Origin of the sequence: Pantoea sp. 18069, assembly GCF_902706035.1 — a bacterium.
In the GTDB taxonomy this organism is placed as follows: Bacteria; Pseudomonadota; Gammaproteobacteria; order Burkholderiales; family Burkholderiaceae_C; genus Comamonas.
Genome location: NZ_CACSJA010000037.1, coordinates 12,506 through 25,887, shown reverse-complemented (window position 1 = coordinate 25,887; position 13,382 = coordinate 12,506). Strand labels below are relative to the sequence as shown.

General features: G+C 65.8%; 9 protein-coding genes. 4 read left to right on the top strand and 5 right to left on the bottom strand.

The genetic code is table 11. The features are described from left to right. Positions 1-131: 131 nt before the first annotated feature. The gene (acnB, locus tag GVL12_RS21535; protein WP_159917615.1) at positions 132-2,723 is read left to right on the top strand and encodes a bifunctional aconitate hydratase 2/2-methylisocitrate dehydratase; all 2,592 of its coding nucleotides are present in this window, start codon (positions 132-134) and stop codon (positions 2,721-2,723) included. Between the two features lie 150 nt (positions 2,724-2,873). Then, on the top strand, positions 2,874-5,774 hold the full coding sequence (locus GVL12_RS21530) for an aconitate hydratase (RefSeq protein ID WP_159917614.1): 2,901 nt from the start codon (positions 2,874-2,876) through the stop codon (positions 5,772-5,774). A 38-nt stretch (positions 5,775-5,812) separates the two neighbouring features. Here the strand turns inward: GVL12_RS21530 and GVL12_RS21525 are convergent, their stop codons facing one another. Further along, on the bottom strand, positions 5,813-6,793 hold the full coding sequence (locus GVL12_RS21525) for a tripartite tricarboxylate transporter substrate binding protein (protein WP_159917613.1): 981 nt from the start codon (positions 6,791-6,793) through the stop codon (positions 5,813-5,815). A 283-nt stretch (positions 6,794-7,076) separates the two neighbouring features. Here GVL12_RS21525 and GVL12_RS21520 point away from each other — a divergent pair, with 283 nt between their 5' ends. Then, the gene (locus GVL12_RS21520) at positions 7,077-7,745 is read left to right on the top strand and encodes a GntR family transcriptional regulator (protein WP_159917612.1); all 669 of its coding nucleotides are present in this window, start codon (positions 7,077-7,079) and stop codon (positions 7,743-7,745) included. A gap of 69 nt (positions 7,746-7,814) precedes the next feature. On the opposite strand, the gene GVL12_RS21515 is transcribed toward GVL12_RS21520, so the two are convergent. Together GVL12_RS21515 and GVL12_RS26730 are read right to left on the bottom strand one after the other, a co-directional pair. Continuing rightward, the gene (locus GVL12_RS21515) at positions 7,815-9,416 is read right to left on the bottom strand and encodes a gamma-glutamyltransferase family protein (RefSeq protein WP_159917611.1); all 1,602 of its coding nucleotides are present in this window, start codon (positions 9,414-9,416) and stop codon (positions 7,815-7,817) included. A gap of 24 nt (positions 9,417-9,440) precedes the next feature. Next, positions 9,441-9,578, bottom strand: a complete 138-nt coding sequence (locus tag GVL12_RS26730; RefSeq protein ID WP_235033943.1) for a hypothetical protein — start codon at positions 9,576-9,578, stop codon at positions 9,441-9,443. A 283-nt stretch (positions 9,579-9,861) separates the two neighbouring features. On the opposite strand from GVL12_RS26730, the gene GVL12_RS21510 reads away from it, so the two are divergent. Beyond that, the gene (locus tag GVL12_RS21510) at positions 9,862-10,542 is read left to right on the top strand and encodes a GntR family transcriptional regulator (protein WP_159917610.1); all 681 of its coding nucleotides are present in this window, start codon (positions 9,862-9,864) and stop codon (positions 10,540-10,542) included. A gap of 29 nt (positions 10,543-10,571) precedes the next feature. On the opposite strand, the gene GVL12_RS21505 is transcribed toward GVL12_RS21510, so the two are convergent. Together GVL12_RS21505 and gabT are read right to left on the bottom strand one after the other, a co-directional pair. Beyond that, positions 10,572-12,044, bottom strand: coding sequence for an NAD-dependent succinate-semialdehyde dehydrogenase (locus GVL12_RS21505; RefSeq protein ID WP_200843984.1), 1,473 nt, complete (start codon positions 12,042-12,044; stop codon positions 10,572-10,574). Between the two features lie 18 nt (positions 12,045-12,062). Beyond that, complete coding sequence (gene gabT / locus GVL12_RS21500) at positions 12,063-13,352, bottom strand: 4-aminobutyrate--2-oxoglutarate transaminase (RefSeq protein ID WP_159917608.1); 1,290 nt, start codon at positions 13,350-13,352, stop codon at positions 12,063-12,065. Between the last annotated feature and the right edge of the window lie 30 nt (positions 13,353-13,382).

Here is a 13,382-nt window from a genome sequence, read left to right as displayed (position 1 = left end):
GCACTGTCTGCGGCAACGCGCCTGGTCTCAACCGCAAATCTTCGATTTGCTGGGTGGTCTTAGCCACTTCACGCCGTCCCTGGGAGAGGCAGCACGCCGCCCCACTTTAGAAAACCATTGGAGAGAGAACCATGTTGAAAGCCTATCGCGATCATGTGGCCGAGCGCGCCGCGCTTGGCATTCCACCCCTGCCGCTGGAGGCCAAGCAGGTGGCGGAACTGATCGAGCTGATCAAGAACCCGCCGGCTGGCGAAGACGCCTTCCTGCTGGACCTGCTGACCCACCGTGTGCCTCCGGGCGTGGACGATGCGGCCAAGGTCAAGGCATCGTTCCTGGCGGCCGTGGCGCATGGTGACCTGCAGGTCGCTCTCATCTCCAAGGCCCGTGCCACGGAACTGCTGGGCACCATGGTGGGCGGCTACAACGTGCACCCGCTGATCGAGCTGCTCGACGACGCGGAAGTTGCCGGCGTGGCCGCGACTGCGCTCAAGAAGACGCTGCTGATGTTCGACTTCTTCAACGACGTCGAAACCAAGGCCAGGGCCGGCAATGCCCATGCCAAGGAAGTGCTGCAAAGCTGGGCCGAAGCCGAATGGTTCACGAGCCGTCCGGAAGTCGCGCAGAAGATCACCGTCACCGTCTTCAAGGTGCCCGGCGAAACCAATACCGACGACCTGTCGCCCGCGCCCGACGCCTGGAGCCGCCCCGACATTCCACTGCACTATCTGGCGATGCTCAAGAACACGCGTCCCGACGCGGCGTTCCGCCCCGAGGAAGACGGCAAGCGCGGCCCGATGCAGTTCATCGAAGACCTCAAGGCCAAGGGCCACATCGTCGCCTACGTAGGCGACGTGGTGGGCACGGGCTCGTCGCGCAAGTCGGCGACCAACTCGGTGGTCTGGGCCACGGGCCAGGACATCCCGTTCGTGCCGAACAAGCGCTTCGGCGGTGTGACGCTGGGCGGCAAGATTGCCCCCATCTTCTTCAACACCCAGGAAGACTCGGGCTCGCTGCCCATCGAAGTCGACGTCACCAAGCTCGAAATGGGCGACGTGATCGACGTTCTGCCCTATGAAGGCAAGATCCTGCGCGACGGCGAGACCGTCGTCGAATTCCAGCTCAAGAGCGATGTGCTGCTGGACGAAGTGCGCGCCGGCGGCCGCATCAACCTGATCATCGGCCGTTCGCTCACGGCCAAGGCGCGTGAGTCGCTGGGCCTGCCGGCTTCCACCGTGTTCCGTCTGCCCCAGGCACCGGTCGCCACGCAGGCGGGCTTCACCGTCGCACAGAAGATGGTCGGACGCGCCGTCGGCCTGCCCGAAGGCCAGGGCGTGCGCCCCGGTACCTACTGCGAACCGCGCATGACCACCGTGGGCTCGCAAGACACCACCGGCCCGATGACGCGTGACGAGCTCAAGGACCTGGCCTGCCTGGGCTTCTCGGCCGACATGGTCATGCAGTCGTTCTGCCACACCGCGGCCTACCCCAAGTCGGTCGACGTCAAGACCCACCGCGAACTGCCGGCCTTCATCAGCAACCGCGGCGGCGTGTCCCTGCGTCCTGGCGACGGCGTGATCCACAGCTGGCTCAACCGCCTGTTGCTGCCCGACACCGTCGGCACCGGCGGCGACTCGCACACGCGTTTCCCCATCGGCATTTCCTTCCCCGCGGGCTCGGGCCTGGTCGCGTTCGGCGCGGCCACGGGCGTGATGCCGCTGGACATGCCCGAGTCGGTGCTGGTGCGCTTCAAGGGCGAAATGCAGCCCGGCGTCACGCTGCGCGACCTGGTGCATGCGATTCCGCTGTACGCGATCAAGGCCGGTCTGCTCACGGTTGCCAAGGCCGGCAAGATCAACATCTTCTCGGGTCGCATCCTGGAAATCGAAGGCCTGCCGGACCTCAAGGTCGAACAGGCGTTCGAGCTGTCCGACGCATCGGCCGAACGCTCGGCCGCCGGCTGCACGATCAAGCTCAACACCGCGCCTGTGCAGGAATACCTGACCAGCAACGTGGTGCTGATGAAGAACATGATCGCCGAAGGCTACGCCGACAAGCGCACGCTGCAGCGCCGTATCGAGAAGGTCGAAGCCTGGCTGGCCAACCCCAGCCTGCTCGAAGCCGACAAGGACGCCGAATACGCGGCCGTGATCGAGATCGACCTGGCCGACATCAAGGAACCCATCGTCTGCTGCCCGAACGACCCCGATGACGCCAAGTTCCTGTCCGAAGTGGCCGGCACCAAGATCGACGAGTCCTTCCTCGGTTCGTGCATGACCAACATCGGCCACTTCCGCGCAGCTGCCAAGCTGCTCGGCGGCCAGCGCGACATTCCCGTCAAGATGTGGGTCGCTCCGCCGACCAAGATGGACGAGAGCGAGCTGATCAAGGAAGGCCACTACGCGGCGTTCGGTGCTTCCGGTGCGCGCACCGAAATGCCCGGCTGCTCGCTGTGCATGGGCAACCAGGCCCAGGTGCGCGAAGGCGCGACGGTGATCTCCACCTCGACCCGCAACTTCCCCAACCGCCTGGGCAAGAACACCAATGTCTACCTGGGTTCGGCCGAACTCGCGGCCATCGCTTCCAAGCTCGGCTACCTGCCTTCGAAGGAAGAGTACCTCGAGGCCATGGGCGTCATCGATGCCGACAAGGCCAGCGTCTACCGCTACATGAACTTCGACCAGATCGAAGAGTACGCGGAAGTCGCCAAGGGCGTGACTGCCTGATCTCGCTGCCGCCGCGCGGCGGCATGTTGAGTGAGAAACCCGCTTCGGCGGGTTTTTTCATATCCGCGGTGTGGTGGTTCAGGTTCTTCACCCACAGCATGCGTCACACACACGGGGCACAATGGTCCTACAGCAATCAGGAGAGCCCCGATGAAACACGCGTTCGCCACCACGCTCAAGAGCTTCAAGACGTCTTCCGGCGCCACCGGAAAGTTCTATTCCTTGCCCGCACTGGCCAGGCAATACCCGAGCGTCAAGCGCCTGCCGGTCTCGCTGCGCATCGTGCTCGAAGCCGTGCTGCGCCACTGCGACGGCAAGAAGGTCACGCCCGAACATGTGCGCCAGCTCGCCGAGTGGCAGCCACGGGGGGCGCGCACCGAGGAAATTCCGTTTGTCGTGGCCCGCGTGGTGCTGCAGGATTTCACCGGCGTGCCGCTGCTCGCCGACCTGGCCGCGATGCGCAGCGTGGCCGCGCGCCTGGGCAAGAAGCCCGAGGCGATAGAGCCGCTGGTGCCGGTCGACCTGGTCGTCGACCATTCGATCATGGTCGATTACTTCGGCACGAAAAAAGCGCTGGACCTGAACATGAAGCTGGAATTCCAGCGCAACCAGGAGCGCTACCAGTTCATGAAATGGGGCATGCAGGCCTTCGACACGTTCGGCGTCGTGCCGCCGGGCTTCGGCATCGTCCACCAGGTCAATCTCGAATACCTCGCGCGCGGCGTGCACCGGCGCGCCGACGGCGTCTACTACCCTGACACGCTGGTCGGCACCGACAGCCATACGACGATGATCAACGGCATCGGCGTCGTTGGCTGGGGCGTGGGCGGCATCGAGGCCGAAGCCGCGATGCTGGGCCAGCCGGTCTATATCCTGATGCCCGATGTCGTCGGCTTCGAGCTCACGGGCCGGCTGCGCGAAGGCGTGACCGCGACCGACCTGGTGCTGACGATCACCGAGCAGCTGCGCCAGGAAAAGGTCGTTGGCCAGTTCGTCGAGTTCTTTGGCGAAGGCACGCAAAGCCTGGCGGTTCCGGACCGCGCGACGATAGGCAACATGGCGCCCGAATACGGCGCGACCATGGGCTTTTTCCCGGTCGACGACAAGACGCTCGAGTACTTCCGCGGCACGGGCCGCAGCGCGGCCGAGATCGAGGCGTTCGAAGCCTACTTCCGCGCCCAGCAGCTGTTCGGCGTGCCGGGCCGGGGCGAGATCGACTATTCGCGCGTCGTGTCGCTGGACCTGGGCAGCGTCACGCCCAGCCTGGCCGGCCCCAAGCGCCCGCAGGACCGGATCGAGCTCGGCCAGGTGGCCACGCAGTTCGCCAGGCTGTTCAGTGCGTCGGCGGCAGACAATGGCTTCAACCAGTCGGCCGACCTGCTGCAGACCCGCCATCTGGTGCAGGACAGCGGCGTCGAGGCCGGCCTGCCCGCTGCGCGGCCCACGCCCGAAGGCGCGGAGCGCCAGCTCGTGGAAATGGAGTCCAACAAGCCCGCAGCGGCCACGGCCCATGCCTCGGCCGAAGTGCCCACGCCGGCCGCGGCGCGCACGACCGGCGATGGCGGCGTGTTCACCATCGGCAATGGCGATGTGCTGATCGCGGCCATCACCAGTTGCACCAATACCTCCAACCCCAGCGTGATGCTGGCCGCGGGGCTGCTGGCGAAGAAGGCCGTAGAGGCCGGCCTCAAGGTGCAGCCGCACATCAAGACCTCGCTGGCGCCGGGCTCGCGCCTGGTCACGCGCTACCTGACCGAAGCCGGCCTGCTGCCTTATCTGGAGAAGCTCGGTTTCGCGCTGGCCGGCTATGGCTGCACGACCTGCATAGGCAACGCGGGCGATCTCACGGCCGAAATCAATGCGGCCATCCGCCAGAGCGATCTGGTCTGCGCCGCCGTGCTCTCGGGCAACCGCAATTTCGAGGCCCGCATCCACCCGAATCTCAAGGCCAACTTCCTGGCGAGCCCGCCGCTGGTCGTGGCCTATGCCCTGGCCGGCACGGTGCTCACCGACCTGATGACCCAGCCCGTGGGCCAGGGGCGCGGCGGCAAGGACATCTATCTGGGCGACATCTGGCCGAGTTCGGAGGAAGTCCAGGCGCTGATGCACCATGCGATGAATGGCGCGGCCTTCCGGGAGAACTACGAGAAGGTCGGCAGCGAGCCGGGCAAGCTCTGGGAAAAGATACGCGGCGTCAGCGGCGCGACCTATACCTGGCCGGAAAGCACCTATATCGCCGAGCCGCCGTTCTTCAGCGATTTCACCCTTGACATCGCCACCCCCGTGACCACGGGCATACAGCCGAGCAACCCCTATGCGGTGCACGGCGCGCGCATCATCGCGCTGTTCGGCGACTCGATCACCACCGACCATATCTCACCTGCGGGCTCCATCCATCCGAAGTCGCCCGCGGGCGAATGGCTGCGCGCGCATGGCGTGCAGCAGGCGGATTTCAACAGCTATGGTTCGCGCCGCGGCAACCACGAAGTGATGATGCGCGGCACCTTCGCCAACGTGCGCATCAAGAACCTGATGCTGCCGCCGCTGGCCGACGGCGGGCGCGAGGAGGGCGGGCTCACGCTGTACCGCGACGCGGCCTGCGAAGCGCGCAAGATGCCGATCTACGACGCGGCCATGCAATACCAGGCCGAAGGCCGGGCCAGCGTGATCTTCGCGGGCGAGGAGTACGGCACCGGCTCGAGCCGCGACTGGGCCGCCAAGGGCACGCAGCTGCTGGGCATCAAGGCGGTGATCGCACGCAGTTTCGAGCGCATCCACCGCAACAACCTGGTGGGCATGGGCGTGCTGCCGCTGCAGCTGCGCGGCGACGACAGCTGGAGCAGCCTGGGGCTGGTCGGCGACGAGTTCATCGAAGTGATTCCCGACCCGCTGCTCACGCCGCAAAGCGATGCCGAACTGTGCATCACGCGCGCCGACGGCAGCCAGCTGCGGCGCACGCTGACGCTGCGCATCGACACGCCCATCGAAGCGGACTACTACCGCCATGGCGGCATTCTGCCGTTCGTGCTGCGGCAGTTGCTTCAGGGCTAGGCCCGGCCCGCCCCCGTGACCGCGGGGGCGGTGCACCGTTATTGCATGGCGATGCCGGACTGGCGCACCAGCTTCTCCGTGCGCGGAATCTCCGTCTTGATGAAGGCTTCGAAGTCCGCCACGCTGCCGCCGCGGGCTTCGGCGCCGGTGGCCACCAGGCGCTCGCGGAATTCCGGCGTGGTCAGCAGCTTGTTGATTTCCGTGTTGAGTTTCGAGACCACGGCCGCAGGCGTGCCGTTGCTGGCAACGATGCCGTACCAGGGGGCGATGTCGAAGCCGGGATAGCCTTGCTCGGCAATCGTGGGAATGTCGGGCGCCATGGCCGCGCGGCTCGTGGTCGACACGCCCAGGGCGCGCAGCTTGCCGGCCTTGACTTGCGGCAGCGCGGTCATGATGGTGTCGAAGTACAGGGACACCTGGCCCGCCATCAGTGCAGGAATGGCCTCGGCGGCACCTTTGTAGGGCACGTGCACCAGGTCAATGCCCGCAGCCTGGCGCAGGAACTCTCCTGCCATGTGCGATGTGGTGCCGGCACCAAACGACGCGTATGTCAGCTTGCCAGGATTCGCCTTGGCATAGGCCACCATTTCAGCCAGCGTCTTGAAGGGAAGGGCCGGGTCGGCCAGCAGCACATTGGGCGTGATGGCCACGACCACGACCTTCTCGAATGCGTCCGGATCGTAGCTCAGGTTCTTGTACAGGAAGCGATTCGTGACCATCGAGGCCGGGCCGCTCATCAACAGCGTGTAGCCGTCTCCTGGCGCCCGGGCGGCGGTGGTGCTGCCGATCATGGCGGCGGCACCGGGCTTGTTTTCCACCAGCACGGGCTGGCCCAGCGCGTTGCTCAGTCCTGTGCCAATTTGGCGGCTGAGCAGATCGGTGGCCGACCCTGCCTGGAACGGCACCACGATACGGATGGGTTTGGTGGGCCAGGCCGCAGGCGCCTGGGCCGATGCCGCAAAGGCCAGCGTGGAAAAGAGGGCAGTGACAAGTGGGGAGCGAAGCAGGCGGAGTGTCATGGTCATCATCAGGTTGGGTTGCGGATATCGAGCAAGAGCAGGGCCATCGCAGCGATGAAGTGAAGTGCAAGGATATTTAGATATTTGTATCCAATCCAGCAGAGACTACCAAGCAATAAACGAACCAGTCCTAGGGGAAACCTCAGGTTGTTGCTGAAACGGGTGCATTCCGTGCGCTCCAGGCGGCTGCGTCCGGGGCCGCGGGAGCGGGGACATCGCAGCTCCCCGTAAAATTGGCCAGCCCTTTCTTGGGGCACATGACACCAAAGAACCTATGCGCTCCATGCTGACCGACCGACGATCCTCGTTTGACACTGCTCCCGCCACCGCGCAGGAAGAGGCCTATCAGCACATCAAGCGTGGCATCCGCATGGGCGAGCTGCGCCCGGGCACGCGGCTGGCGCCGGATGACATCGCGGCCGAGATCGGCACCAGCCGCATGCCGGTGCGCGAAGCCTTGAATCGACTGGCCACGGAGGGCCTGATCGTCAACCGTCCGAACCGCGGCGCTATGGTCCGGGTATTGACGCAGAAGGAAGTGCGCGAGGTGTTCGCCATGCGCGCGGTGCTCGAAGGACTGGCCGCATCGTTTGCCGCCGAGAACGTCACCGCCAATGACATCCATGATCTGGAGCAGCTTCTGCAGCGCATGCACCGCAGCGGCCTGAATGCATCGGAGTGGATCACGGCGCACAGCCAGTTCCATGAGCGCATGTGCATCATCGCGGACGCCCCCCAGCTGCTGCGGCAGATCGCGGCCTTGCACTCGGTCTCGGAACCGTTGATGCGCGTATGGCTCGAAGGGCGCCCGTCGCCGGACTATGTGCATGACCGCCATCACGAACTGATCTCGGCGCTCAAGGCCAAGGACGGCGCGCTGGTCGAAGGTTTGATGCGTGCCCATATCCTGCGCACGCTCCCGGGCATACTCCAGGCCAACCAGACCCCCTGAACCGGGGGGCACAGGCCTGGTGCGCCCGCCCCGGTGAGGGCGCGCGGCGAGTGGCGCACGGCACGCCGGTCAGGCGAGGTTCACGCCCATGGCGCAACCATCCTTGCGGTGGTCAGACGCACCTTGCAGCACGCCATTCTCCCAGTCCACCTTGATGGCCTGGGCGCCGCCAATGGCCGAATGGACGGGGGCCACGAGCTTGTAGCCCTGCTGCTCCAGCGCTTCCTTGACATCTTGCGGGAGCGTGCTTTCAAACTCCACGGTGTCGGTGCCTGGAACGGGGAACAGGCGTGGCAGATCGCTGGCCGCCTGCACGTCGCAGCCGTAGTCGATGACCTTGGACAGGAAGTGGGCGTGGCCCATGGCCTGGTAGTGGCCGCCCATCACGCCAAACACCAGTTCCACCTTGCCGTTCTTCGTGGCCATGCCGGGGATGATGGTGTGCAGGGGCCGCTTGCCCGGGCCTATGCAGTTGGGGTGGCCCTTGGTGAGCTCGAAGCTCTGGCCGCGGTTGTGCAGCAGCACGCCGGACTTGGGCGCCATCAGGCCGGAGCCGAACGGATGGAAGATCGAGTTGATGAAGCTGGCGCAGTTGCGGTCCTTGTCGACCACCGAGATATACACCGTGTCCTTGTGCTCGGCCGCGGCGTTGGTCGCCGAGGTCTCGAACTGGGCCGGAAACTCGCCTGAACGCAGCTGGCTGGCCAGCTCCTGCGACAGCAGATAGTCGACGTCGACATTCGCGAAGCGCGGATCCGCGAGCAAGGCGTCGCGCATTTTGTAGGCCATGCGCGTGGCGTCGATCTCGGCCTTGAGACGTTCGGGCGAGAGCGGGTCCAGGCCCGGTTCCAGGCCCTGCAGGATGTTCAGCAGCAGCAAGGCGATGATGCCCTGGCCGGGCGGCGGGCATTCGTGGACCACGTAGTCGCGGAACGCACTCTTGACCGGTTGCACGAACTCGCCGCGGTAGGTGGCGAAGTCCTCCAGGGTATGCACGCCGCCCAGGCTGCGCAGGTACGACACGATGTCTTCGGCGACCTCGCCCTCGTAGAAGCCCGCGCGGCCTTTTTCGGCAATGGTGCGGAAAGTGGCGCCGAGCTGCGGCTGGCGGTGGACCGAGCCGATCGCGGGGGCCCGACCATCGACCAGCATGATGTCGCGCGCGGTCGTGGCGGCGAGCAACTGCGTCTGCGCGGCCCAGTCGGTGCCCGAACGCGGTGCCACGGCATAGCCTTGCTCGGCGAAGCGGATCGCGTCTTCCAGCAGGCGGCCCATGGGCAGGCGGCCGAATTTTTCCGTCAGCGCAAACCAGGCGTCCACGGCCCCTGGCACCGTGACCACATGCGGCGACTGGCGGGGCAACTGCTTTTTCTCGCCGGCAGCCAGCAAGGCGTCGATGGAGGTGGCCTGGGGCGCCCAGCCCGCGCCGTTGTAGGCAGTGATGTTGTCGGTGCCCTTTTCGCTGTACAGCGCAAAGCAGTCCCCGCCTATGCCGGTCGAGCCCGGCTCGACGACACACTGCACCGCACAGGCGGCGACGGCGGCATCCATGGCGGTTCCGCCGGCTTCGAGGATGCGAACGGCGGCCTGGGTTGCCGCGGGGTGGGAGGTGGCGGCCATGCCATGGGTGGACATGACGACGGATCGACCGGGCTTCTGGAAATCGCGCATAACTGTGTTTCTTTCTTGCGTTGATCAGGCTGTTCTTGCCAATGAAAGGGTGTCGTCCAGGGCTCCCTCGATGCCGCCGGCCCGGGGTTGCGCGCAGGCACCCGCTGCCGTGCAGCAGGAGATGGCGGGGCCGATGGCGATTCGACTGAAGGCAATGTTCATGAAGACCTCGAAAGGTGGACGGGTTGCGTCTGCCGCAGCGAGCGGGTCGACCGAGAGCCTAAGCCCGCAGCGGAATTATAGGATTGGAAATATCCCTGTATCTTTGTATCCAATCTGAGATTTTGTGCGGGATGCAAGGCTTGTGTCAACGTTTGGGCAGAATGGGTGTGCAGCTTTTGCTGCGCAGCCGCCCAAGGTCTTGGCCGCAGGGCTTGGGCATGAAGGTCGAAAGGTGCGCGCACTCTTAGAATCGAAGCGGGGGCGAGGCTCCTGAGGACCAATAATGAACTTCTTAGCTTCGCAGCCGCTCGATGGCTCGGCCACGAGTGCCCACGAGCAGGCCTATCACCATCTTTCCCATGCCATTCGAATGGGGCACATGAAACCCGGCGAACGGCTGGTCGCGGATGAGGTCGCCAACGCCATCGGCATGAGCCGCATGCCGGTGCGCGAGGCCTTGCGCCGCCTCGCTTCCGAAGGCCTGCTGGTGATGCCGCCCAATCGGGGAGCCATCGTGCGCGAGCTCTCGCAAAGCGAGGTCATGGAGGTGTTCGAGATGCGGGCCGTGCTCGAAGGCCTTGCGGCCGCCATGGCCGCGCGCCGCTGCACGCCGCGCGACATCGCCGACCTGCAGGACCTTCTTGCCAGCATGCAGCGATGCGGCAACGACCTCTCGCAGTGGATCACGGTGCACAGGCAGTTCCATGAGCGTCTGTGCGAGATCAGCGCCGCACCGCGGCTCATGCAGCAGATCTCGGCATTGCATTCGGTGATCGAGCCGTTGATGCGCATATGGCTAGAGAACGATCCCGGGTCCTGCGCGGTGCAGGAAGCCCACGAGCAACTGCTGGCCGTGCTGCAGTCGGGGGACCCGGAACGCATCGAGCAGGAGATGCGGGCGCATGTGCGACGCACGGCAGACGGAATCACCCGCGCCATGCGCGCCGCCCACGGCGTGGCATAGCCGGGCCGCACCGGCCCGGGCTTTGCGCCTTACTGGTTGATGTCGCCCAGGCAGAGGTATTTCAGCTCCAGGTAATCATCGATGCCGTGGTGCGACCCTTCGCGGCCCAGGCCCGATTGCTTCACCCCGCCAAAGGGCACATGCTCGGAGGCGATCACGCCGGCATTGATGCCCACCATCCCGTACTCCAGCGCTTCGGCAACGCGGAAGATGCGCCCCACGTCGCGGCTGTAGAAGTAGCTGGCCAGGCCGAACTCCGTGTTGTTGGCCGCATCTATGGCTTCCTGCTCGGTCTGGAAGCGAAACACCGGGGCAAAGGGGCCAAAGGTCTCTTCGCGCGCGCACAGCATGTCGGCCGTGGCATCGGCCACCACGGTGGGCTGGAAGAACTGGCCCTCGAGCCTGGCCCCGCCCGCCACCACGCGCGCGCCCTTGGCCAGCGCATCATCGAGATGCCGCTGGACCTTGACGACCGCCGCCGGCTCGATCAGCGGGCCCTGCACCACGCCGTCCTCGAAACCATTGCCGACCTTCAAGGCCTGCACCTTGGCCGCGAACTTCTGCACGAACTGCTCATACACGCCATCTTGCACATAGAGCCGGTTGGCGCAGACGCAGGTCTGCCCGGCGTTGCGGTATTTGCTGGCCATGGCGCCTTCCACCGCGGAGTCGATGTCGGCGTCATCGAAGACGATGAAGGGCGCATTGCCCCCCAGCTCCAGGCCCAGCTTCTTGATGCTGGGAGCGCTTTGCGCCATCAGGATGCGGCCCACTTCGGTGGAGCCGGTGAAGCTCAGATGGCGAACGATGTCGCTGGCACAGAACAGCTTGCCCACGGCGATGCTGCTGGCGCTGTCGGCCGTCACCACGTTCAGCACGCCCGCGGGAATGCCGGCGCGCACCGCAAGCTCCGCCGCGGCCAGTGCCGTGAGCGGGGTCAGCTCGGCGGGCTTGATGACCACCGGACAGCCCGCGGCCAGCGCCGGGGCGACCTTGCGCGTGATCATGGCCAGCGGGAAGTTCCAGGGCGTGATCGCCGCGCATACGCCTATGGGCTGCTTGAGCACCATCAGGCGCCGGGTGTTGTCGAACTGCGGCAGTGTCTCGCCGTTGACGCGCTTGGCTTCCTCGGCAAACCATTCGACGAAGCTCGCGCCGTAGCTGACCTCGCCTTTGGCTTCGGCGAATGGCTTGCCCTGTTCGGCTGTCATGATGCGCGCGAGGTCGTCGCTGTGGGCCATCAGCAGTTCATACCACTTGAGGAGAATGGCATGGCGCTGCTTCGCCGTCTTGGTGCGCCAGGCGGGCCAGGCGGTGTTCGCTGCGTCGAGGGCGCGCTGCGCCTCGGCGGCACCCAGGTTGGGTACATCGGCGAGCTTGAGCCCGGTGGCGGGGTCGTTGACGTCGAAACGCGTGTCGCCCTGGATCCAGCGGCCGTCGATCAGCGCATCGGTCTTGAGCAGGCTGGGGTCATTGAGCAAGGCCAGGGGGGAGGTCTTCATGTCCATTGGGGTGTCTCCTTACGCTGCAACCGCCACATCCGCCGCGGCGGACACTGCCTCGCCTAGCGTCTCCAGCGCTGCCTCGAATTGGTCGTAGGGGATGGTGAGCGGATAGAGGAAACGGATCACGTTGCCGTACTGGCCGCAGCTCAGCAGCAGCAGGCCGCGCTGCAGCGCCTCCTTCTGGATGCGTGCCACCAGCGCGCTGTCCGGTGCCTGCGTCCGGGGATCGACGCACTCCATGGCGATCATGGAGCCCAGCCCGCGCACTTCGGCAATGGCGGGAATGCGCTCGCGCAAGCCGGTGAGGAATTCTTCCAGGCGCGCGCCCAGCGTCACGGCGCGCGCCAGCAGCTGCTCCTGCTCGATGACATCGAGCACCGCATGGGCCGATGCGACGGCCAGCGGGTTGCCCGCATAGGTGCCGCCCAGGCCGCCGGGGTTGGCGGCGTCCATCACTTCGGCGCGGCCGCAGACCGCCGACAGCGGCATGCCACCCGCCAGGCTCTTCGCCATGGTCATGATGTCGGGCTGCACCGCGTAGTGCTGCATCGCGAACAGCTTTCCCGTGCGGCCAAAGCCGGTCTGCACTTCATCCGCGATCAGCAGGATGCCATGCTGGTCGCAGACCTGGCGCAGGCCGGCGAAAAGGCCCGCATCGGCCACGTTGAAGCCGCCTTCCCCCTGCACCGGCTCGACGATGATGGCGGCCACACGGCCGGGTTCTATGTCGCATTTGAAGAGCTGCTCGAGCGCGTCCAGGCTGTCCTGCACGGACACGCCGCGCAGGGGCGCCGGGAATGGCAGGTGATAGACCTCGCCCGGGAACGGGCCGAAACCTGCCTTGTAGGGCTGCACCTTGCCGGTCAGCGCCAGGCCCATCATCGTGCGGCCGTGGAAGCCTCCGCCGAAGGCGATGACGCCGGGGCGGCCGGTGCTGACACGGGCGATCTTGATGGCGTTCTCGACCGCCTCGGCGCCGGTCGTGAAGAAGGCGGTCTTCTTGGCGCCGTCAATAGGGACCAGGGCGTTGATGCGCTCGGCCAGTGCCACCGCGCTTTCATAGGGGACGATCTGGAAAGCCGTGTGCGTGAAACGCTCCAGCTGGGCCTGGATGGCCGCGACGATCCTGGGGTGGCGGTGGCCGGTATTGACCACGGCGATGCCGGCGGCGAAGTCGGTGTATTGCTTGCCCTCCACGTCCCAGATGGTCGCGTTCTCGGCGCGATCCGCGTAGAAATTGCACATGACGCCGACGCCACGCGGGGTGGCATCCAGGCGGCGCTGGTTGATCTGCTGGTTGTTCATGGAAGACCTCGGTAGCGGGTGGTTGATGAA